The following is a 22109-nucleotide window of genomic DNA, read 5'->3' as shown; positions in this document are numbered from 1 at the left end:
CCATGGTCAGTAACGGATCGTGGTGCGGGCCCCGAACACCACCGCATCCTTCTGCTTAGCCCCGTCCGGGTCGCGCGGGTTGGCGATGCCGCCGCCGGGGCGGGCGATGTACTGGACGTTGGGCTGCACGGTCCAGCCGGGGACGACCTCGGCCTGGTAGGTGACCTCGACCAGGGCCTCGCGGCTGCGCACGATGCCGGGCGTGCCGGTGAACAGGATCGTGTCCCGGTCGAGGCCCCTCGCTGCATCCGAGATCCGAGCATAGGCGACGCCGATCCCGGCCGTGTCGTTCGGGCGCCCGGGCAGCAGGCCCTTATAGGCGAGGCCCGCGTCGGCATAGGCCGAGATCAGGTTGCGGTCGCCGGGGGACGCGGCCAGCCGGAGGAAGGCCGACAAGCCGCCGTCCGCGGCGCCCGCAGGGCGGTAGAGCGTCTGGTCGACGATGGCGTAGACGCCGTCGTTGCCCGGGAGCCGCCGCGCGATGCCGGTGCCCGACGGGTCGGCAAGGGAGAGCCCGAGCGCGTCGTAGCGCTGGGCGTCGAAGCGCGCGAAATGGTGCCAGTAGCCCACTTTCACCGTGCCTGGCAGCGCCGCGTCTTTCGACCCGAGGCCGTACGCGTAGGCGCCCTCCGCGATGAGGAACGGCGGATCGTTCACGCGAAACGTCGTGCCGCGCCGGTTGCGCCGCTGCGGATCGATGTCGTTCGCGGGGCCCGCCGGGTCACCGTTGAACAGGCCGACCATCAGCGTGACGCCGTCGGTTGGCGCGAGCTTCACCCGCACGCCGGGCGTCGCCAGCGGGTAGGCCGGGCCGCCGGAGGGCAGGTTGGCGCCCGCGTAACCCGGCCAGCCGAAGGTGGAGTTCACGAAGAGCCCGGCCGTCTGGCTCACGAAGAATTCGGTGTCGGCGGCGAGCTGCCCGGCGCGGATCGCGACGGCCCCCTCAAGGAACTTTTGCTCGAGCCACAGCTCGTAGAGCCGCGTCGAGGGCAGGGCCTCGATCCCGCTCGTGACGAGCAGATTGTTCACGTAGTAGCGCGACAGGCCGGTGCCGTGGATCTGGTAGAGGTTCGTGTGGAAGGCCGCGCCCTTCCAGCCGAGCAGCCTGTCGAGATCGGCGTCGATCTGCAGGTCGAAGCGCCCCTGGCCGATCGTGCCCGTGCGCGAGCCGCCCCGCGCGTTGCGCAGCACCTCGCCGATGTATGTGAGGCTGTAGTCGATCCCCTTCGACGAGAGAAAGGAGCGCACCCCGCCGGGATCGCCGGCGGGCCCGAGCGACGACTGGATCGAGGGAGGAGCCGAGGCCGAGTTCGCGGCCGGCTGGTCCGAGGTCTGGGGGGCCCCGGGCTGGTTCGGCGCTTGCGCGAGAGCGCCCGTGGCGAGGACGGCGAGACAGGCGGCCAAGGGCGCGCGAAGGCGAGAGGAGGGCATGACGACCGGACCGGCGCCGCGCGATGCGGCGGCTCAGCCGGACAGCATCACGGCCCAGCCCCGGCGGGCAAGCCAGGATGGCGCCGCGCACCCCGACAGGAGCGGGTTGTGGCGCGCCGGGCACAGCTGGGTTCGCGCATAGGGCACGCATCGCCCGTCCCCCTTGCGGGGAGGGGTTGGGGGTGACGGCGGAGGTAGCGCAGATGAAGTCACACCCGTTCGGATGGCGTCCTCTCCAGATAGGGCGCCGCCGTCACCCCCCACCCCAGCCCTCCCCCGCAAGGGGGGGGGGAGCACTGCGGCGCTCGGCAAGACCGACGGCTTCTGTCGTTTGGCCTCGCGTCGCGGCGCGCCACGCGCTCAGCCCGGGCGTCCCTAAACGAGCGTTCCCGTCGCGGCCTCGGCGGCGGCGCGGATGGCGGCCATGTTGGCGTGATAGGTGCCGCCCTTGAACACGGCGGATCCCGCCACGAGCACGTCGGCGCCGGCGCGGGCCACCAGCGGGGCGGTCTCGGGCGTCACGCCCCCGTCGACCTCCAGGCGGATCGGGCGGGGGCCGATCATCGCGCGGACGCGGGCGATGGTCTCGCACGCCGAGCCGATGAAGGCCTGGCCGCCGAAGCCGGGGTTCACCGTCATGCACAGGACGAGGTCGGCCATGTCGAGGACGGGCTCGACCACGGCGGCCGGCGTGCCGGGATTGATCGCCACGCCCGCCTTCTTGCCCATGGCCCGGATCGCCTGGAGCGAGCGGTGCAGGTGGGGGCCGGCTTCCGCGTGGACCGTGATCACGTCGGCGCCCGCCTTGGCGAAGGCCTCCAGGTACGGATCGGCGGGGGCGATCATGAGGTGGACGTCGAAGACCTTGCCCGTGTGCGGCCGGATGGCCTGGATCACGGGCGGGCCGAAGGTGAGGTTCGGCACGAAGTGCCCGTCCATCACGTCGATGTGGATCCAGTCCGCGCCGGCCTCGTCGACGGCACGGACCTCCTCGCCGAGCCGGGCGAAATCGGCCGAGAGGATCGAGGGGGCGATGAGGATGGGGCGGGTCATGGCGGGCCGGTAGCATGACGGGCGGGGCAGGAGCAATCTCGGCGGGGACCCGCGATCGTTCTCGTTGTCGCTCGGTGTCCGCCGCCCTATTGTCCGGCCGCCGACGACCCCACCAGGCCCTCTCCGCTCGTGACCAGATCCGCTCGTGCTTCCATAGGCGCCGTCCGGCGCTCGTTCGCGCCATGGAGCGATCCGGCTGCGGTGCCCCTGATCCGGTTCGAGGGCGTGACGAAGCGGTTCGGCGAGGCCGTCGCGGTCGACGACCTGACGCTGTCCGTCTACGAGCGCGAGTTCTTCTGCCTGCTCGGGCCCTCGGGCTGCGGCAAGAGCACCCTCATGCGCATGCTGGCAGGATTCGAGGAGCCCACGGCCGGGCGCGTGACGCTCGACGGGCGCGACCTCGCTGGGGTGCCGCCGTACCGCCGGCCAGTCAACATGATGTTCCAGTCCTACGCGCTCTTCCCGCATATGAGCGTGGAGGACAACATCGCCTACGGCCTCAAGCAGGAGCGACTGCCCCGGGGCGAGATCGCCGCGCGTGTCGCCGAGATGCTGCGGCTCGTGAAGCTGGAGCCCATGGCGCGGCGGCGGCCGGATCAGCTGTCGGGCGGTCAGCGCCAGCGGGTGGCGCTCGCCCGCGCTCTGGCCAAGCGCCCGCGCGTCCTGCTCCTCGACGAACCCCTTGGCGCCCTCGACAAGAAGCTGCGGGAGGAGACCCAGTTCGAGCTCATCGACCTCCAGGAGCGCCTCGGCACCACCTTCGTGGTGGTGACCCACGATCAGGAGGAGGCGATGACCATGGCCCACCGCATCGCGGTCATGGACCATGGCCGTATCGTCCAGGTCGCGACGCCGGGCGAGATCTACGAGCAGCCTCGCACCCGGTTCATTGCGGAGTTCGTCGGCGACGTGAACATCCTGGAGGGTGAGGTCGCGGGCCGGACGGAAGCCGGCCTCTGGATGATCCGCAGCCCCCTCTCGTCCGAGCCCCTCGTGATCGACGATCCCGACGAGAGCCTCGCCACCGGCACCCGCGTGGCCGTCGCCGTCCGCCCGGAGAAGATCAGGCTCCACGAGACGCCCCCGGCGGCGGCGACCGCCAACGTGCTCGCGGGCGAGGTCTGGGACATCGGCTATCTTGGCGACTGGACGGTCTACCGGATCCGCCTCCCGTCGGGTGAGCTGATCCGCCTGTCGCGCGCCAACGCCTCACGCTTCGTCGAGCAGCCGGTCGGCTGGGAGGATCGCGTCCACGTCTCCTTCGCGCCCGACGCGGGCGTGATCCTGACGGCCTGACCGTGCCGCCCCGGCCCTCCCGCCTGTTCGCGCGCCTTGTGCCGGCGGTGCCCTTCCTATGGCTCGTCGCATTCTTCCTGGTGCCGTTCCTGATCGTCCTGAAGATCAGCCTCTCGGACCCGGCGAGCGCGCAGCCGCCCTACCGGCCGGTTCTCGACTGGGCGGGCGGCTGGGAGGGCTTGTCCGCGTTCATCGCCGGCCTCGATCTCGAGAGCTTCGTGACGCTATCGGGCGATCCGCTCTATCTCGACGCGCTGCTCTCGTCCCTGCGCATCGCCCTCGTCGGCACGGGCCTGCTCCTCGCGGTGGGCTACCCGCTCGCCTACGCCATGGCGCGGGCGCCCGCGCGCTGGCGGTCCGTCCTCGTCGGCCTCGTCATTCTGCCGTTCTGGACGAGCTTCCTCATCCGCATCTATGCCTGGATCGGCATCCTGCGCCCCGATGGCTTCCTCGACGCGGCGCTGATCGGCCTCGGAATCATCAGCCGGCCTCTCCAGCTTCTCAACACCGAGACGGCCGTGCTGATCGGCCTGGTCTATGCCTACCTGCCCTTCATGGTGCTGCCGCTTTACGCCAGCCTGGAGCGGCAGGATCCGACTCTCGTCGAGGCGGCGCTCGATCTCGGCTCGACCCCCCGGCGCGCCTTCTGGACCGTCACGGTGCCGCTCTCGCTGCCGGGCGTCGTGGCGGGCTCCCTCCTGTGCTTCATTCCCATGGTCGGCGAGTTCGTGGTGCCGGATCTCCTGGGTGGCTCGGAGACCCTGATGATCGGGCGCACCCTGTGGAGCGAGTTCTTCTCCAACCGCGACTGGCCGCTCGCCTCGGCGGTGGCCATCGTCCTTCTCGTGGTGCTGGTCGTTCCCATCGTGATCTACCGCGAGGCGGAGGCCCGGCGCCTGGAGGCGGGGCGATGAGGGGAGGGCGCCTGACCTGGTTCAACGTCACGTCGCTCGCGCTCGGCTTCGCGTTCCTCTACCTGCCGATGCTGATCCTCGTGATCTTCTCGTTCAACGACTCGCGCCTCGTCACCGTCTGGGGCGGCTTCTCGACCCGCTGGTACGGCGCGCTCCTGCAAAACCAGCCGCTCATGGACGCCGCCTGGGTGACGGTGCGCATCGCGTTCGTTTCGGCCGCCCTCGCCACCGTCCTTGGAACGCTCGCGGCCGTCGCGCTCACCCGGTATGGGCGCTTTCGCGGGCGCACCCTGTTCACGGGTCTCGTCTACGCCCCGATGGTGATGCCCGAGGTGATCACGGGGCTCGCCCTGCTGCTGCTGTTCGTGGCGATCGGCCTCGACCGCGGGTTCTGGACCATCATGCTGGCCCACACCACCTTCACGCTCTGCTTCGTGGCCGTGATTGTGCAGTCGCGCCTCGTCGCGTTCGACCGTTCCCTGGAGGAGGCCGCGCAGGATCTCGGCGCCACGCCGCTGCGGGCATTCTTCACCGTGACCCTGCCGCTGATCGCGCCCGCGGTGGTGGCGGGGTTCCTGCTCGCCTTCACCCTGTCCCTCGACGATCTCGTCATCGCGAGCTTCACCTCGGGACCGGGCGCGACGACGCTGCCGATGCGGATCTACAGCCAGGTCCGTCTCGGGGTGACGCCGGAGATCAACGCGGCCTCGACGATCCTCATCGGCCTTGTCACCCTGGCCCTGCTCACGGCTGCCCTCGTCACGAAGCGGCGGGCCGCCCGCTGAGCGCCCGTCACTGCGCCGCGGATTCGCGCTGGCGCATGGCGTCGTGACCGTCCGGGTGGATCCGGATCTCGGGCAGAAGCGAGCGTGCCGCGCCCGAGCGCTCGATGAGCGCCTTGGCGTCGGGCACCACGGCGACGTCCGTCCACGGCCCCACGAGATCGAAGGCGAGCGCGGGCGGCAGCGAGGCCGAGGCCGCGACCGCAGGCGCCGGAACGCCCTCGAACAGGGCGCGCGCCGCGACCATACGATCCACCATGGAGAGGCGGCCCTGGATGGTGCCGCGCACGGCGGGGCTCGACAGGGTGCCCTCGGTCACCAGGGCAACGCCGTTCGCGACGGCGAGCTGGACGCCGAGCTGGTCGAAGGGGGTGCGCCCGTTGCGCCAGTCGAGCGAGAGGGGCCGGCGCTCGACCCGGCGCAGCGCCTCGGGCACGCCGATCCCGATGAGCTCGCCCGCCCGCACGTTCATGGCGGCGCGCCCGTGCAGGGAGGACACGAGCTCGGCCGGCGAGGGCCCGAGACCGTCGAGGTTGAACTGGCCCTGCGCCGTCCCGGACATCCAGCGTCCCTGGCCGATGTCGCTCATCAGGCCGGCGATGTCGACGCGCTCGAAGGTGCCCTGCGTCTTGAGGTCGACGCCCTGCGGCGTCGACAGGAGGGCGAGGCGAGCCCGCACGGACCCTCGGTTGAGGGTGGAGCGGCCAAGCGACGCCTCGATGCGTCCGGCCTTCACCTGAACGCTGAGCGCCAGATCCTCCAGGCGGAGCGCCCCCGCGCGCGCCGCCGTGGCCGAGACCCTCAAGTCGAGATCGGCCCGCGTCTGCGCATCGAGGCTCAGGTCGTCGCCGCTCCAGGGGCCGGACGCAGTTTGGGCCTGGACGAGAGGCGCGACGAAGGGCGTCAGATCGAGGCGCTCGGCCGCGAGCGTCCCGTTCAGCGCGAGCCGCCCTTTGTCGAGCCGTGCCACGAGCGCGCCGTCGAGGGTGTCTGGGCCGAGCGTGACGCGAACCTCGCGCCACGACACCGACTCGCGCCGGGCGTCGAAGGCGCCCTCGAGGCCGAACAGATCGACCATGGGAGCGAGCGGCAGCTCAGCGCCGCTCCAGCGTGCGAAGTCTCGAGCCGACTTGATCTCCAGGCTGGACTGGCCGGTCACGCGAACGTCCGTGCCGCCCCGGGCCGTTCCCGTGAGCACGAGCCGGGCTCCTGGTCCGCTCACGCGCGCCGACAGCTCGCTCGTGCGCCCGGCCATGAGCAGATGCGGATTGACGTCCGCGATCGCGACCGTGACGAGCTCACCGCGCCAGCGGAAGGTGCCGCCCATGTCGAACGCGCTGTCGGCCGACGGCCAGCTGAGGAGCAGGTTGATGTCGTCGAAGGTGCTCGTCGAGCCCGTGCGCGCGTCGCGCGCCGTGAGGCTCGACTGGTTGACGACGAGCCGCTCGACGGGGGAGCGGCCCACGAAACGCCCGCGCTCAACCATGCGCTTCAGCCCGGCGATCGGCTTGGACCACGGGCTTGCGCCCTCGGCGTCCAGCTCGACGCGGATCTTGGAATAGGTGATAGACACCTCGGCGAGCTCGAGGCGCCCGAACAAGAGCGGCAGCACCCGCAGCTCGCCGCGAAGGAGGCCGCCTTCGATCACGGGCGCGCCGTCCAGGGTCTTAAGGCTGAAATCCTCGAATTTCACGCGGGGCACCGGCAGGAACGCGATGGTGCTGCGTCCCTTCACGTCGAGGTCGAGCCCAAACAGGTCCTGGATCTGCCCGTCGATGCGCTCCACCATGGCGCTCGTGGACACGGTCCAGGGCGCGAGGGCGATGCCGAGGGCACCGAGGCCCAGGGCGAGAACGAACGGGAGGAAGCGACGGTTCATCGAGCGGTTTCGTCCGGAAGGGGGCCGCTCGGACGAGAGCCCCGGAAACTGAAACGGGCGAAGGGCCTCCGCGGGCGGAGTCCTCGGCGGCTGACGGCCTTCTCGTCCAGCGAGCCCCCGTTGACCGGCGGCAGCGCGGACGCATGATCCGCGGCCCTTGCCGCTGGTTCGGCTCCTCCAAGACGCTACAAACACGGCATTCGTGCGGCGGACCGGGCACCCATCCCCAGCCCGCTCGCGCGTGCGCGATCTTGACAATCCCCGTTCCGCCGGGGAAGTCACGTGGGACCTCGCGGCCTGCGGCGCGACCCCGTGCCCGCCATGCCGCGCACGCGTTCGGAGGGGCTCGATGAAGAAGGTTTACGCGGACGCCACGGAGGCTCTCGCCGGCGTCCTCAAGGACGGGATGACGATCATGGCCGGCGGATTCGGCCTGTGCGGCATCCCCGAGGTGCTGATCGACGCCGTGCGGCAGTCGGGCGTCAAGGATCTCACGGTGGTATCGAACAACGCGGGCGTCGACGGGGTCGGCCTTGGTCTCCTGCTCGAGACGCGCCAGATCCGCAAGATGATCAGCTCCTACGTGGGCGAGAACAAGATCTTCGCCAAGCAGTACCTCTCGGGCGAGCTGGAGCTGGAATTCACCCCCCAGGGCACGCTCGCCGAGCGCATCCGCGCGGGTGGCGCTGGGATCCCCGCCTTCTTCACCAAGACGGGCGTGGGCACCATGATCGCCGAGGGCAAGGAGGTTCGCGAGTTCGACGGCGAGCTCTACGTCATGGAGCGGGGCATCGTCGCCGACGTCTCCCTGGTGCACGCCTGGACGGGCGACACCGAGGGCAACCTCGTGTTCCGCAAGACGGCCCGCAACTTCAACCCGATGATGGCCACCGCGGCCCGCATGACGATCGCGGAGGTCGAGAACCTCGTGGAGCCGGGCGAGATCGACCCGGATCACATCCATACGCCCGGCGTTTTCGTGAAGCGCATGATCCATGTCGCCGACACGAAGAAGCACATCGAAAACCGCACCACCCGCAAGCGCGCGGCCTGAGGAGGCACCCATGCCCTGGACCCGTGACGACATGGCGGCCCGCGCCGCCAAGGAATTGAAGGACGGCTTCTACGTCAATCTCGGCATCGGCATCCCGACGCTGGTGTCGAACTACATCCCGCCCGGCATCTCGGTGCAGCTGCAGTCCGAGAACGGCATGCTCGGGATGGGCCCCTTCCCCTATGAGGGCGAGGAGGATCCGGATCTCATCAACGCCGGCAAGCAGACCATCACCCAGCTGCCGACCTCCAGCTTCTTCTCCTCGGCGGATTCCTTCGCGATGATCCGCGGCGGGCACATCGACCTGTCGATCCTCGGTGCCATGCAGGTGGCGAGCAACGGCGACCTCGCCAACTGGATGATCCCCGGCAAGATGGTGAAGGGCATGGGCGGCGCCATGGACCTCGTGGCGGGCGTCAAGCGCGTCGTCGTGGTGATGGAGCACGTGGCGAAGAACAAGGACGGCAGCGAGGCGCCGAAGCTCCTCAAGAGCTGCTCGCTTCCGCTCACGGGCGCTCGCGTCGTGGACCTCGTGGTGACGGATCTCGGGGTCTTCACCGTCGACAAGCGGGGCGACGGCGGGATGGCGCTCGTCGAGCTGGCGCCCGGCGTGTCGCTCGACGAGATCAAGGCCAAGACAGACGCCGAGTTCCGCGTCGATCTCGCGCAGAGCGCCGCGGCCTGAACCGGCCGGTGCCCTCTCCCGGCCGGTGCGGGGGAGGGCTTCAGCCCGCGGGTGCCGCGCGCATCCGAGCCTCCGCGCCCCGCGTGAGGCGCATGACGGGCCAGAGGCCCACGAGCACGATCACCATCGCGGCGAGCGCCCCGTCCTCGAATGCGCCCCGGGAGGCGTGCCCGTAGACGAGCGTCGCGAGGGTCTCGACGTTGAGCGGGCGCAAGAGCAGCGTGGCGGGCAGCTCCTTGAGGGTGTCGACGAACACCAGGAGGCCCGCGCTCGCCAGAGCCGGCCGCAGGAGCGGCAGCTGCACCCGCATCACAAGCTCGCGCGGCCGCGCGCCCAGCGTCCGGGCGGCGTCCTCGATCCCCGCCGAGACCCGGTCGAGGCCGGCGCCGAGCGATCCCGTGGCGATGGGCAGGAAGCGGATGACATAGGCGATCACGAGGCCCGCCGCGGAGCCCATGACGACGAGCCCCAACCGCCCGCCCGTCGCCCAGCGCCACACGGCGTTGAGGCCCTCGTCGAAGGTGACGAGGGGCCCCAGGAGCCCGAGCGCCAGCACGGTCCCGGGCACCGCGTAGCCGACCCCCGCGATGGCCCGCGTAGCTTCGGTGAGCCGGTGGCGCGCGAATCGTGCGGCTGTCACCACGACGACGGCGAGCGCGAGCGCCGCCAGGGTCGCGGCGAAGGCAAGGCCGACGGTGGTGCCGAGGTGACGGAGGAACGCGGCGTCGATCTGCGCCACGAGCCCGCGCGACATGATCTCGCGCACGAGAAAGCCGAAGGGGAGGCCGAAGCCGAGCGCCACCGGGATGGCGCAGGCGAGGGCCGCGAGGAGGCCGCCGCCGGGGGTGAGCGGGGTCGGCTGCGCGACCCGCGGGCGCCGGGTGGAGAGCCCGTAGCGGCGGTCGGCGCGCCCGTGCCGCTCCAGCCAGATGAGCCCCAGCACCACGACGAGCATCACGCAGGCGATCTGAGCCGCGCCGCCGAGCGAGCCCCGGTTGAGCCAGGTCGTGTAGATCGACACGGTGAGGGTGCGCACGCCTAGATATTCGCTGGCGCCGATGTCGTTCAGCGCCTCCAGGAGCGCGAGCGAAAGCCCGACCGCGAGGGCGGGGCGGGCGAGGGGAAGCGCCACGGTGCGAAACAGCTCGAAACGGCCCGCGCCGAGGGTGCGCGCCACCTCCATCATGCAGGCGCTCTGGGTGAGGAACATCGCCCGCGCGCTGAGATAGACGTAAGGGTAGAGCACCGCCGACATCACGAGGATGCAGCCGCCGAGCGATCGGATCTCCGGGAACCAGTACTCGCCCCGCGAGCGGAACCCGAGCCATCCGCGCAGCGCCATCTGGACCGGCCCGGCGGCGTCGAAGATCTCCACGTAGATATAGGCCGTGATGTAGGCCGGGACGGCGAGCGGCAGGGGCAGGAGCCAGGCCAGGACCCTGCGGCCGGGGAAGCAATGAGCCGTGACGAGCCAGGCAGTCCCGATGCCGACGACGCCGGTGACGACGGCGACGCCGAGGAGCAGGCTCGCGGTCTCCATGAGCGCCACGGGCAGCACGTCCGCGGCAAGCCGCGCCCAGCCGCTGAGATCGGCCGAGAGGGCCGTCAGCACGAGGGAGACGAGGGGCGCGACTACGAGCCCTGCGACCGCGACCGCCACGGCGACGGCCCAGGCCGGAACGCCGCGGGGGAGGGTGGTGCGCCAGATGCGAGGCCGGGTGAGCGCTGTGCTGATCATGTGGGCGACGCCGGAAACGCGTTCACCTCTCCCCGGGGCGCGGGGAGAGGTCTCGATGGGCCGGTGCATGGCGGCCTGCGTGGATCCCCGCCCCGGTCGGGGCGGGGGCGATGCGGGTCAGCGGTCGACGCCGACCTTATCGACGAGCTCGGCTGCCTTGCCGCGCATCTTCGCCAGCTCGGCGACGGTCATCGAGTCAGGCTTCAGGTCTCCGAAGGAGGCCACGAGCTTGTTGACCGGGATGCCGGGGCGCACCGGGTACTCATAGTTTATGTCGGCGAAGACCCGCTGGGCCTCCGGGGTGGTCATGTACTCGATGAGCTTGACCGCGTTCTCGCGGTTCGGCGCGTTCTTGGTGAGCACCGCGCCCGACACGTTGATGTGCGTGCCGCCGTTCTCGAAGGTGGGCAGGATCACGTTGATCGCCTCGCCCCACTTCTTCTGGTCGGCGTTCTGGCCCTCGCGCATGAGGCCGACATAGTACTGGTTGCCCAGGCCGATGTCGCAGACGCCCGCCAGGATGTCCTTGGCCACGTCGCGGTCGCCGCCAGAGGGGCGCTTGGCGAGGTTCGCCTTCACGCCGCGCAGCCACTCCTCCGTCTTGGCCTCGCCGTGCTTCACGATGAAGGCCGCGACAAGCGCGATGTTGTACTGGTGCTGGAAGGAGCGGGTGCAGATCTTGCCCTTCCACTTCGGGTCGGCGAGGCCTTCATAGGTGATCGCCTTGTCGGTCACCCGGTCCTTCGAGGCGTAGACGGTGCGGGCGCGGAGGCTAAGGGCGTGCCACAGGCCGTCCGGATCGCGGAACTGCGCCGGAATGTTCTGCTGCAGCTCCTTGGACTGGAGCGGCTGGGCGATGCCCAGGTCCACGGCCTCCTGCAGCCGGCCGATATCGACGGTGATCAGCACGTCGGCGGGGCTGTTCGCGCCCTCGGCACGGATGCGCTCGGCAAGGCCCTGCTCGGAGAAGATGGCGTTGACCTTGATGCCCGTGGCCTTCGTGAACTCGTCGAGGGTCGCCGAGTAGAGCCCGGGCTCGCGGTTCGTGTAGACGTTGACGACCCCTTGGGCCGATGCGGGCGCGGCGGCGCCGAGCATGGCGCAGCCGGCGAGGGCGGCCAGAAGCGAGCGACGCACGAAGGAAGCGTTGGGCATGTCGATCCTCTCTCGTCCAGCGGAGGGTCAAGGCCTCCGTGGCTTGGAACGACGGAGCTATGACGCGGCCCGGCTTCGCCCGTCAACAAAAAACGCATATGGATCAATAACTTAAAACGGTTCTAAAGAGCCTGTTCCTTACAATCCCTCTAGACTGCGCACGCCTCAGGCCGCCATCGGCAGCTCGCCCGCGAGGATCCGGGCCGCCCAGGCCCGGTCGATGTTGCCGCCGCACAGGATCACGCCAACCTTGCGGCCGCGCATAGATTCGCTCTCGGCGGCGAGCGCCGCGAGGGAGGCCGCGCCCGCACCCTCAGCCAGATTGTGCGTGTCCTCGTGCAGCACGCGGATCGCCGCGGCGATGGACGGATCGCACACCCGCACGATCCGCTCGGCGCCCGCGCGGATCACGTCGAAGGAGGCCGGCACCGGGCAACGCACCGCCATGCCGTCGGCGAAGGTGAAGGCGGCGTCGGTGGAGACGATCGCGCCGCATTCAAAGGAGCGCGCATAGGCATCGAACCGCTCGGAGACGACGCCGACGATGCGTGTCTTGAGTCCCAGGAGATCGCGGGCCCGGATCAGCCCGCAGATGCCCGAGCCGCCGCCGATGGGGACATAGACGGTGTCGAGATCCGGATGGGCCTGGAACAGCTCGAGACCGTAGGTCGCAACCCCAAGCACCAAGTCCTCGTGGAAGGGCGGCGCGTATTCGAGACCGCGCTCCGCGGCGAGCCCCGCCGCGATCGCCTTGGCCTCGTCGAAATCGGCGCCCGCCTCGATGAGCTCGGCGCCGAAGCCCCGCATGGCTTCGTTCTTCTCCGCCGCGTTCCCCTGGGGCACGACGATGGTGACCGGCACGCCGAAGCGCTCGCCCGCGAAGGCGAGGCTCTGGCCATGGTTGCCCCGCGTCGCGCTCACGACGCCGCGCACCTGCGGCCGCTCGCGAACGAGCCGGTCCATGTAGACGATTCCGCCCCGCACCTTGAAAGCTCCCGTCGGCGTGTGGTTCTCGTGCTTCACCACGATCTCCACGCCGTAGCGGCGGCGCAGCAGCGGCCAGGCATATTGCGGAGTCGGCGGCATGATCGCGTGGATCAGGGTGGCGGCGCAGTCGAGGTCGGGTCGGGAGAACATCGGGCCTCCGTTAGGACGGTGACCCCAGGGTGGTCACGTTGATTGTCCTGGTCAATCAAAGTATTGTCTGGGTCACAATGTTGCTGCACCGCCCGGACATCGACGCGCTCGCCCGCGAACGGCGGCTCCCGCTCTTCAAGGCGGTGGCCGAGGCCATCGCCGGCGCGATCGCGGACGGGCGCCTTAAGCCAGGGGATCGCCTGCCGACCCATCGCGCGCTCGCCTTCGACCTCGGGCTGACGATCTCGACCGTGACGGAGGCCTACCGCGAGGCGACCCGGCGCCGCCTTGTCAGCGGGGAGGTCGGGCGCGGCACCTTCGTCCTCGCCGAGAGCCGGGAGGCCGAGCTGTTCGCGCTGGGGCGCCTCGATCCGTCTGAGCGGATCGACCTCTCGACCAACGTGCCGGCGGACCTCGCGGGCGAGGCGATCGAGGCGCATCTGCGGATGCTGCCCGCGGACGTGCTGCGTCGCGCCGGCCTCTATCCTGGCGCGGGCGATCTTGCGCGCGCCCGCCTTGCCATCGCCCGCTTCATGGAGCGGCGCTCGCTCCGGCTGCGGTCCGCCGAGATCGTGGCCTGTGCTGGCGCCCAGCAGGCGCTCACCGTGGCGCTGCTCGGCCTTGCCGGCCGGGGCGGAGACGTCCTGTGCGAGGCGCTCGCCGCGCCGGGCGTGAAGGCCGCCGCGCGTTCGCTCGGCCTGCGCCTCCACCCCGTACCGCTCGACGGCGAGGGCGTCGAGCCGGAGGGATTGCTGCGGGCCGCGCGTGCCACGAGCGCCCGCGTCGTCGTCCTCGTCCCGGCGCTCCAAAATCCCACGGGGGCCGTCATGGGCGCGAACCGCCGCCGCGCCCTGGCCGAGGTGATCCGCGCGGCGGGGCTCGCCCTCGTCGAGGACGACGTCTACGGCCCGCTCGTGGACGAGGGGACGGTCGCGGCAGGGTGCTGGGAGCGCGCTGTGATCGCCTCCAGCCTGTCGAAATCCGTGGCGCCGGGCCTGCGCTTCGGCTGGCTCACGGGTGGCCACCCGATCCTGCCGGAGCTCGCCCGCGACATCCACCTGACCGCGTGGGGGGTGTCGCCCCTCGTCTCGGCCCTCGCCGTCTCCCTCATCGAGAGCGGCGAGGCCGACAGCCTCGTGCGCCGCCAGCGCGAGGAGGTGGCCACCCGCCATCGCCTGGCGTTCTCGACGCTCGGGCGCGGACGGCGGATCGGAGCGCCGGGTCCTCATCTCTGGTGGCCAGTGTCCGGCGAGGCGGACGGGGCGGCCGCGGCAGCATCCGCGCTCGGCGTCGAGGTGGTCCCGGGCGGCGTCTTCGCCGTGGGACGGGGCGGCACCGATCATGTGCGGCTGTGCCTTGCCGGTACGCCGTCGCGGGCGCGGCTGAAGGAGGGGCTGGAACGGCTCGCGGGACTTGAGGCGTTCGGTCGGCGCGACGGCTGAGGTCAGGCCGCGACGCGGCTTGCGAGCACCTTGTCGATCCGCCGGCCGTCGAGGTCCGCGACCTCGAAGCGCCAGCCATGCGCCTCGACCACCTCGCCCGTGAGGGGCATGCGCTCGAAGGCGCTGAGCACCAGCCCCGCCACGGTCTCGTAATCCCGGTGCTCGGGCAGGGGGATGTTGAGCTTGTCCGCCATCTCGTCGGCGGGCATCCAGCCGGCGAGAAGCCAGGACCCGTCCTCGCGCCGCACCGCCTCGGGCTCGCTCGCGTCGGGCGCGTCGGAGCGGAAGGCGCCCGCGATGGCGTCGAGAATGTCGGCTGGGGTGACGATGCCCTCGAAATGCCCGTACTCGTCATGGACGAGCGCCATCGGAACGGCGGCTCCCCGCAGCTCCGCCAGGGCGTCGAGGGCGTCGACCGTGTCGGGGATGACGAGCGCGGGGCGCACCAGCGCGCGCAGGTTCGGCTCGTCGCCGCGCAGCAGCGGCGCCAGGAGCTCGCGCACCTGGACGATCCCGATCATGTTGTCGGCCGCGCCGTCCGCGACGGGCAGCCGGGAATGGCTCGTCGCCAGAAGCGCCGCGCGGATCCTGTCGTCCGGCTCGCCGATGTCGATCCACTCGACGTCGGTGCGCGGGGTCATGATGCCCCGCACCGCCCGATCGGCGAGCCGCATGACGCCCGCGATCATCTCGCGCTCGTCGGTCTCGATGACCCCTGCCGTCTCGGCCTCCGCGACCAGAGTCTTGATATCCTGCTCGGTGACCGGAGCTTCAGGCTCGGTGTTGACGCGAAACATGCGGAAGATGAGCTTCGTGGAGGCGTCCAGCACCCATACGACCGGGCCGGCGACGCGCGAGACGAGCGTCATGAGCGGCGCGACCGCGCAGGCGATCCCCTCGGCGTTCCTGAGCGCGAGGTTCTTGGGGACGAGCTCGCCGATGATCACGGAGAGGTAGGTGATGGCCCCGATCACGAGAACATAGGCCAGCGGCTCGGAGACGCTCACCGGCACCCCGTAGGCCTCGAGGATCGCGTCGAGGCGCCGGCTCAGGGCGGCGCCCGAGAAGGCACCCGCCAGGATGCCGATCAACGTGATGCCGATTTGGACCGTCGACAGGAAACGCCCTGGATCCTCGGCGAGCGCCAGCGCCGCCGCCGCGCCCGAGCGGCCCCCCTCGGCCATCGTCCGAAGCCTCGGCTTTCGGGCCGAGACGATCGCGAGTTCGGACAATGCGAAAAGCCCGTTGAGCCCGATCAGGGCCAGCGCAATGATGAGCTCGGTCACAGATACGAGGGCGCACCGTGCGGGGCGCCCTTCCTCTCCGGTGTCGGGTGCTCACCATATGTGGGCGGATGCCCGGAGGTCAAAGAGGCGCAAGCGCCCAAGGCCGGTTTCACGCAGGCGCGCGCCGTCCCGGGTCGGCGAGTGCGAGCCTCAGGCCCAGGTCCGCTTGAGGAGCCCCACCCAGTTCTCGTAGGCCAGCTTGCGCACGGTGGCGTCGTCGTAGCCGTGGCGGCGCATGGCGTCGACGAGGCGCGGCAGGCCCGTCACGTCGCCGATCGCCTGCGGCACGGTCGCGCCGTCGAAGTCGGAGCCGAGCCCCACGCCGTCGACGCCGAGACGCTCGATGAGATGGTCGAAATGGCGCAGCAGCTCGTCGAGGGACGTCCTGGCGTCCTTGCGCCCGTCGGGGCGGATGAAGCTCGTGGCGAAGTTGACGCCGACCATGCCCCGGCTCTCGGCGATGGCGTCGAGCTGGCGGTCGGTCAGGTTGCGCGAATGGGGGCTGACCGCGTGCGCGTTGGAATGGGTCGCCACGAGGGGCGCGTCGGAGATCCGCGCCACGTCCCAGAAGCCGGCCTCCGTGAGGTGCGAGAGGTCCACCATGATGCCGAGCCGGTTGCAGCGGCGCACCAGCGCCCGGCCGTGATCGGTGAGGCCCGGGCCGATGTCGCCCGTGCTCGGGAAGCGGAACGGCACGCCGTTGCCGAAGATGTTGTTGCGGCTCCAGACCGGGCCGAGCGAGCGCAGTCCCGCCGCGTGGAGCACCTCGAGCATGTGGAGGTTCGGATCGATGGCCTCCGCGCCCTCGACATGGAGGATGGCGGCGAGCGCGCCGCTGTCGCGGCAGGCGTCGAGATCGGCCGGCGCGCGGCAGATCCGCACCGCGCCGCGCGACTCGCGCTCCACCTGGAGGAGGATCGCCGCCATGGTGAGCGTCGCACCTTGGGCGTAGGAGCGCTCCAGGGGCGTTGGCAGGGGCAGGTCGTAGGCTGCGTTGACCATCCGGTCGTCGGCGCGCGGATCGTCGTCCGGCTCGGGCACGAAGATCGCGAAGAATCCGCCTGCGAAGCCGCCGCGGCGCATCCGCGGCAGGTCGAGATGCCCAGCCCCGTCGCCCTCGAGGAAGATGCGCACGGCATGCGCCGGGTCCTTGCGGTAGAGGCGCAGCAGGAGGTCGTTGTGGCCGTCGAAGATGGGGAGAGGTGCGGGCATCGAATCGTGGGCTCCCCCCTCTCCCAGGCAGGAGAGGGACCGGGGTGGATATCGCTGCCGGAGGGTTTACCCGACGCCTCGCCCGGTGTCATGGCCGGCCGTGGGCCGACCATGACGGAACAGGGTTGGCCCATATCCCTTGGTCACCCCGGGGCGACAGGCGCCGCCGGAGCGGCGGGCCTAGCTCCAGACCGGCTCCATGCCGGCCGCCTGCAGCGCGTCGGCGCGCGCCTTCGTCCAACCCGTCTTGAACGCGGCCTCGTCGGCGGGAGCGGAGGCGGCGAAGGCCTTCCAGGCGTCCATCAGCACGCCCTGGCGCTTGATCAGCGTCTGGTTGTTGGCCTCGTGCGCATCGGTCCAGGCCTTGATCTCCTTGAAGTAGCGCACCGCGCCCTCGTGGTAGGGCACCACCCAGGAGAATTCCTGCCGCTTGATGTCCCATCCCGTATTGCCGGGCGCCGCGTCCTTGTAATCGGGGAAGAGCTCGACCATCGCCTTGGCCATGCCGTAGGCCACGGGGTCGGCGATGCCGCCGAGGGTCATGAGGATCGGGAACGGGTAGGACCCGGCCTCGACGGGCTTGTCCGTCGTGATCCCGGCGCCCTCGCGGCCCATGGCGCGCACGAAGTAGGGCGCCTTCTTGTGCAGGCGGTCCCAACCCTCCTTGTCCCCGTGCGGCATGGGCGGAAAGTGGATGCCGCGGGGCGAGGACTCGAGCTGGTAGAGCGGCCCCGAGATCGACGAGGCGAAGGCGGCGTCGACCCGGCCGGCGAGGAGCGCCTGCATCGAGGTGCCGAAGCCCGGGAATTCGACCTTCTGCACGTCGTTCCAGGTCACGCCGCCGAAAGCCATGCAGGCTTCGGTGCCGATGTTGAGCGAATCGGCCGCGTGCACCCAGGCCACCCGCTTGCCCTTGAGGTCGGCGTAGGTCTGGATCTTGGCGTCCTTCGCGGTGACGAGGGAGAGGAGCGCGTCGCCGTTGTTCATGATGATGGCGCGCACGGGCTGGGGGCCCCACTCCTTCGTGTTGAAGTCGAACATGCCCTCCTGCGCGAAATAGGCGCCCGCGACCCCGTTCGCCGAGAACATGGCCTGGCCGGCCTTGAGCGGCACGAGGCGCGCCACGTCGTTGCGCCCGGGCAGGAGGCGCAGGTTGGCGCCGAGCTTCGTCTTGATCGCGTTGCCGACGGCGACGCCCTGGTTGTAGCTGCCGGAGCCGACGTCGTAGGCGGTCCAGGAGATCGTTTCGGGCAGGCCGCTCGTCCCCTGCGCCATGGCGCGGCCGGGCAGGAGCGCGGCGCTGCCGAGGAGGCCAAGCGCTGCGCGGCGGGTGAGATCGGTCATAGGCGTTCCTCCGTGTGCTTCTTGTTCGTCAGTCAGGTCGCGCGGACGGCGGGGGCTTGGCGTGCGTCCATCCGCCGGATGAGAAAGGCGGCGATCCCGGCCACGGCGGCGCCGACCGCGACGAGCTGCCAATGCGCGTGGTCGAGCCCGAAGACCCTGTCGCTCGGGAGCGCGATGCACAGGCCCGCGAAGGCCAGCGCGAGACGGATCGCGGCGCCCCCGAACCCGTCCGGGATGCGGCCGATGCCGAGCAGATAGCCCTGGAGCGCGGCGCAGATGAGCACGATCCCGACCGCCGCCGTCACGATCGCCTCGGCGATCTCGAAGGGCGTGCCCTTCAGGATCAGGGCGGGGTTCAGGACGAAGAGGAACGGCACGATGTAGATCACCGATCCGAGGCGCATCGAGACCAGGCCGACTTGGAAGGGATTGGCTCGCGCGATCGTCGCGGCGGCGAAGGAGCCAAGCGCTACGGGCGGCGTGATGAAGGAGACCATGCCCCAGTAGAAGATGAAGAGGTGCACGGCCATGGGATCGAGGCCGGCTTTCGTCAGCGCCGGCGCGAGGGTGATGGCGAGGAAGATGTAGCAGGCGGTCGCCGTCATCCCCATGCCGAAGACGAAGCTCGTGAGGGCGCCCATGACGAGCAGCGCCAACACCTTGTTGCCGGCCAGGAACACGAGATCGTTCGCGAGCGTGCCGGCAAGCCCGGTCACCGAGAACGCGCCGACGATGAGGCCGACGCCGAGCAGGATGGCGATGAGCTCGGCGAGCGACCGGCCGCAGGCGGTGAGGAAGGCGAGGAACTTCGCTGGGGTGAAACGGTGCCGGGGGTCGAACTGGTTCACCACGAAGAGCACGGCCGTGGCGTAGAACGGCGCCAGCGCCTCGTCGCTTTCAGCCAGGAGGAAGTAGGCCAGCACGGCGAAGACGACGATGTAGGTCCAGCCCTCCTTGAAGGTTTGGCCGAGGCTCGGCAGCTCGCTCGCGGGCAGGCCCTTCAGCCCCCGCCGCGCCGCGTAGGCGTCGATCTGCATGGCGAGGCCGAAATAGAACAGGAGCGCCGGCACCGCCGCCGCGACCGCGATGTTCGAGTAGGGCGTGCCGAGGAAGCCTGCCATGACGAAGGCCGTCGAGCCCATGACCGGGGGCATCAGCACGCCGCCCGTGGAGGCGACCGCCTCGACGCCCGCCGCGTAGCGCCGCTCGAAACCGGTGCGCATCATGGCCGGGATCGTCACGACGCCCGACGAGATCACGTTGGAGATCACCGAGCCCGAGATCGAGCCCTGGAGGCCCGACGAGATCACGCCGACCTGCGCGGCCCCGCCACGAAACCGGCCGACCAGGGCGAAGGCGACGTCGTTGAAGAACTTGCCGCCGCCCGTGTAGTTGAGCGCCACGCCGAAGATGATGAACCCGACGACGAGTTCGCCGAAAGCCCGCATCGGGATGCCGAAGGCGCTCTCGTTGGAGAGGATGTGGTTCGTCACCGTCGTCGTGAGCGGCTGGGCGAGGCCGGCGATCGGCCCGGGCATCTTGTCGGCGACCACGGGATAGAGCGCGACGAGGGCCACCACGCAGGCGAGCACCAGCCCGCCGGCCCGGCGCGTCGCCTCGATGACGAGAAGCACGAGAATGCCCGCCATGACCTGCGCCTCGACGGGCGCCGCATATTCCCAGCCGCCGTTAAGGGCCCGCTCGGCGTTCACCGCGAACCAGATCGGCACCGCGGCGCTCAGGGCGAACAAAACCCAGTCGATCCAGGAGGGCACGTCGCGCATCGTGGCGGGACGGGCCGGATAGGCGAGGAAGACGAGACCGAGGAAGAAGGCGGCGAGGAGGAAGAGGTAGCGGTTCTCCAGGATGGTGATCCCGGCGAAGAACTGCAGGTTCGCCATCTGGTTCAGCACCATCACGGTGCCGAAGACCGTGAGCGCGGCGAACAGGAGCTCGATGGCGCGCGGCAGCCGGCGATAGGCCAGCTCCTCGGCCATCATGTCGCCGCGCGCCTCGGCGGCCGCGATGTCGGTGCTCATGCCCCCGCCTCCATGCCCGCCGCCCGCTCGCGCAAGGGAGCCTTCTGGATCTTTCCCGTGCTGGAGGCCGGCAGCGTGTCGAGCCAGACGATGCAGGTCGGGCGCTTGTAGGGCGCAAGGCGCTCCTCGCACCAGGCCTGGAGAGCGGCCTCCTCGAAAGCGGCACCGGGGCGGGTCTGCACGAAGGCGACCACCTCCTCGTTGCCGTCGGCGGCGCGTCGCCCGACGACGGCGCACAGGGTCACGTCCGGATGGGCACCGATCACGCCCTCGACCTCTTCCGGGTAGACGTTGAACCCTGAGCGGATGATGAGCTCCTTCGCCCGTCCCACGATGAACAGCGACCCGTCCGCCTCGATGCGGGCGAGATCCCCGGTGTCGAGCCAACCCTCGGGGGAGAGCACTCGCGCCGTCTCGGCCGGGTTGCGATAATAGCCGAGCATCACGGTCGGCCCGCGGACCTGGAGCGTGCCGACGGCACCCGGGGGCAGCGGCTCGCCGTCCGCCGACACGATGCGGATCTCGAGTCCGGGGATCGCCGGGCCGACGCTGTCGTCGGTGCGCGGGGCGTCCATGCGGGTCTGGGCGACGGTGGGCGAGAGCTCCGTCATGCCGTAGCCGTTGTGCAGGACGACGCCCAAGCGCTCCTCCGTGCGAGCCTTTAGCGCGAGATCGAGGGGCGAGCCGCCGGCCGAGGCGTAGCGCAGAGCCGGCGCTTGGACGGGCACGCCCGCGGCGTCGGCATGCTCGACGAGGCGCGCGAACATCGCGGGCACGCCTTGGAATACGGTGAGCCGCTCGTCCGCGAGAAGCCGCAGGGCCCCCGCCGGATCGAACCGCGGCACGAGATAGAGGGTGCCGCCGTAGAGCGTCGTGCCGAGGAAGACGGAGGCAAGGCCGAAGACGTGGCTGATGGGGAGCGCGCCGAACACCCGCTCCCCCGGCGCCAGGCCCCGCAGATGGCCGGAAAACCGCGCCACGTGCAGGAGGTTCGCATGGCTGAGCATCACGCCCTTCGGCGTTCCCGTGGTGCCGGACGTGTAGATCAGGGCGGCGACGTCACGGCTCGGGTCGTCGTGGACGGGCTCCGGGCTTGCCTCGCGCGGCTCCGTCAGGAGAAACGCGGGCAGCTCCGGCCAGCGGATCTCCTCCGTCGCGAAGCGCTCCGCGTGGCCCGCCGCGTCCACAGAGACATCCGTGGCGAAGGCGACGAGGCGGGGCTCGGCGTGGGCCGTGATGGTGTCGATCTCGCGGGCGGAAAGGCGGGCATTGAGGATCACGGGCCAGGCGCCGAGCCGGGCGGCGGCATGGCATAGGGTGGCGAGGACGACGCCGTTCTCCGCGACGATCATCATGCGGTCGCCCGGGTGCAGGCCCCGCGTGGCGAGCTCCCCCGCCGCGGCCGAGATCGCGGCTTCCCATGTCCCATAGGTCAGGCGCCGCTCGCCCTGCACGAGCGCCACGGCACCGGGCTGCGCGGCGGCCTGGAAGCGCGGGATGTCGTCGATGCGCCGGACATGAGCCACGTCGTCGGGGGTCAGGGGCATGGGCGGGCTCCGTCACCTCTCCCCGCCCGGCGGGGAGAGAGCCCTAAGGCCCCCTGCCGGGCCTCATGGCGAGCGCGGCAGCGCGAGGGTGAGAGGGCGTGGACGGTCGAGCGAT

17 protein-coding genes are annotated in these 22109 nt (G+C 70.6%); 6 read left to right on the top strand and 11 right to left on the bottom strand.

What is annotated here, in order from left to right; translation table 11 throughout:
• Window positions 1-6: 6 nt before the first annotated feature.
• On the bottom strand, window positions 7-1431 hold the full coding sequence (locus tag F0L46_RS08780; RefSeq protein ID WP_149816738.1) for a carbohydrate porin: 1425 nt from the start codon (window positions 1429-1431) through the stop codon (window positions 7-9).
• Between the two features lie 375 nt (window positions 1432-1806).
• Window positions 1807-2484 (bottom strand): ribulose-phosphate 3-epimerase, encoded by a 678-nt coding sequence (rpe, locus tag F0L46_RS08770; protein ID WP_149816736.1) that lies wholly within the window; start codon window positions 2482-2484, stop codon window positions 1807-1809.
• A 129-nt stretch (window positions 2485-2613) separates the two neighbouring features.
• Between rpe and F0L46_RS08765 the strand changes: the two genes are divergently transcribed.
• The 3 genes from F0L46_RS08765 to F0L46_RS08755 are packed head-to-tail and all read left to right on the top strand — an operon-like array spanning window position 2614 to window position 5479.
• Window positions 2614-3780, top strand: coding sequence for an ABC transporter ATP-binding protein (locus F0L46_RS08765; RefSeq protein WP_149816734.1), 1167 nt, complete (start codon window positions 2614-2616; stop codon window positions 3778-3780).
• A complete protein-coding gene (locus tag F0L46_RS08760) occupies window positions 3777-4694 on the top strand; it encodes an ABC transporter permease subunit (RefSeq protein WP_149816732.1) in 918 nt (305 codons plus the stop codon). Before F0L46_RS08765 ends, F0L46_RS08760 begins: the two co-directional genes overlap by 4 nt.
• Window positions 4691-5479, top strand: coding sequence for an ABC transporter permease (locus F0L46_RS08755; RefSeq protein ID WP_149816731.1), 789 nt, complete (start codon window positions 4691-4693; stop codon window positions 5477-5479). The genes F0L46_RS08760 and F0L46_RS08755 overlap by 4 nt, the downstream gene beginning before the upstream one ends.
• A gap of 7 nt (window positions 5480-5486) precedes the next feature.
• On the opposite strand, the gene F0L46_RS08750 is transcribed toward F0L46_RS08755, so the two are convergent.
• Entirely contained in the window at window positions 5487-7355 is a 1869-nt protein-coding gene (locus F0L46_RS08750) for an AsmA family protein (protein ID WP_149816729.1), read from the bottom strand.
• A gap of 349 nt (window positions 7356-7704) precedes the next feature.
• Between F0L46_RS08750 and F0L46_RS08745 the strand changes: the two genes are divergently transcribed.
• Both F0L46_RS08745 and F0L46_RS08740 read left to right on the top strand, forming a co-directional pair.
• Window positions 7705-8409 (top strand): CoA transferase subunit A, encoded by a 705-nt coding sequence (locus tag F0L46_RS08745; protein WP_149816728.1) that lies wholly within the window; start codon window positions 7705-7707, stop codon window positions 8407-8409.
• Between the two features lie 10 nt (window positions 8410-8419).
• A complete protein-coding gene (locus F0L46_RS08740; protein ID WP_149816726.1) occupies window positions 8420-9094 on the top strand; it encodes a 3-oxoacid CoA-transferase subunit B in 675 nt (224 codons plus the stop codon).
• Window positions 9095-9134: 40 nt separating this feature from the next.
• Here F0L46_RS08740 and F0L46_RS08735 read toward each other — a convergent pair whose 3' ends face one another.
• The 3 genes from F0L46_RS08735 to F0L46_RS08725 form a co-directional block, all read right to left on the bottom strand.
• Window positions 9135-10832: an ABC transporter permease gene (locus tag F0L46_RS08735; protein WP_188311898.1), complete on the bottom strand. Its 1698-nt coding sequence runs from the start codon at window positions 10830-10832 to the stop codon at window positions 9135-9137.
• 117 nt (window positions 10833-10949) lie between these two features.
• Entirely contained in the window at window positions 10950-11987 is a 1038-nt protein-coding gene (locus F0L46_RS08730; protein WP_149816723.1) for a Fe(3+) ABC transporter substrate-binding protein, read from the bottom strand.
• Window positions 11988-12152: 165 nt separating this feature from the next.
• The gene (locus F0L46_RS08725) at window positions 12153-13124 is read right to left on the bottom strand and encodes a threonine dehydratase (RefSeq protein ID WP_149816721.1); all 972 of its coding nucleotides are present in this window, start codon (window positions 13122-13124) and stop codon (window positions 12153-12155) included.
• A 77-nt stretch (window positions 13125-13201) separates the two neighbouring features.
• Between F0L46_RS08725 and F0L46_RS08720 the strand changes: the two genes are divergently transcribed.
• On the top strand, window positions 13202-14566 hold the full coding sequence (locus tag F0L46_RS08720; protein WP_149816720.1) for an aminotransferase-like domain-containing protein: 1365 nt from the start codon (window positions 13202-13204) through the stop codon (window positions 14564-14566).
• Window positions 14567-14568: 2 nt separating this feature from the next.
• On the opposite strand, the gene F0L46_RS08715 is transcribed toward F0L46_RS08720, so the two are convergent.
• From F0L46_RS08715 to F0L46_RS08695, 5 genes are all read right to left on the bottom strand, one after another.
• Window positions 14569-15852, bottom strand: coding sequence for a hemolysin family protein (locus tag F0L46_RS08715; RefSeq protein WP_149816718.1), 1284 nt, complete (start codon window positions 15850-15852; stop codon window positions 14569-14571).
• A gap of 150 nt (window positions 15853-16002) precedes the next feature.
• On the bottom strand, window positions 16003-17064 hold the full coding sequence (locus F0L46_RS08710; RefSeq protein ID WP_149816717.1) for a dipeptidase: 1062 nt from the start codon (window positions 17062-17064) through the stop codon (window positions 16003-16005).
• 180 nt (window positions 17065-17244) lie between these two features.
• The gene (locus tag F0L46_RS08705; protein WP_149816716.1) at window positions 17245-18408 is read right to left on the bottom strand and encodes a TAXI family TRAP transporter solute-binding subunit; all 1164 of its coding nucleotides are present in this window, start codon (window positions 18406-18408) and stop codon (window positions 17245-17247) included.
• A 32-nt stretch (window positions 18409-18440) separates the two neighbouring features.
• On the bottom strand, window positions 18441-20447 hold the full coding sequence (locus F0L46_RS08700) for a TRAP transporter permease (RefSeq protein WP_149816714.1): 2007 nt from the start codon (window positions 20445-20447) through the stop codon (window positions 18441-18443).
• Window positions 20444-21994, bottom strand: coding sequence for a class I adenylate-forming enzyme family protein (locus F0L46_RS08695; RefSeq protein ID WP_149816712.1), 1551 nt, complete (start codon window positions 21992-21994; stop codon window positions 20444-20446). Before F0L46_RS08695 ends, F0L46_RS08700 begins: the two co-directional genes overlap by 4 nt.
• Between the last annotated feature and the right edge of the window lie 115 nt (window positions 21995-22109).

Origin of the sequence: Salinarimonas soli, assembly GCF_008386575.1 — a bacterium.
GTDB classification, from domain to species: domain Bacteria; phylum Pseudomonadota; class Alphaproteobacteria; order Rhizobiales; family Beijerinckiaceae; genus Salinarimonas_A; species Salinarimonas_A soli.
The sequence above is the reverse complement of the archived record's forward strand: the minus strand, read 5'-3'. Positions and strand labels throughout refer to the sequence as shown.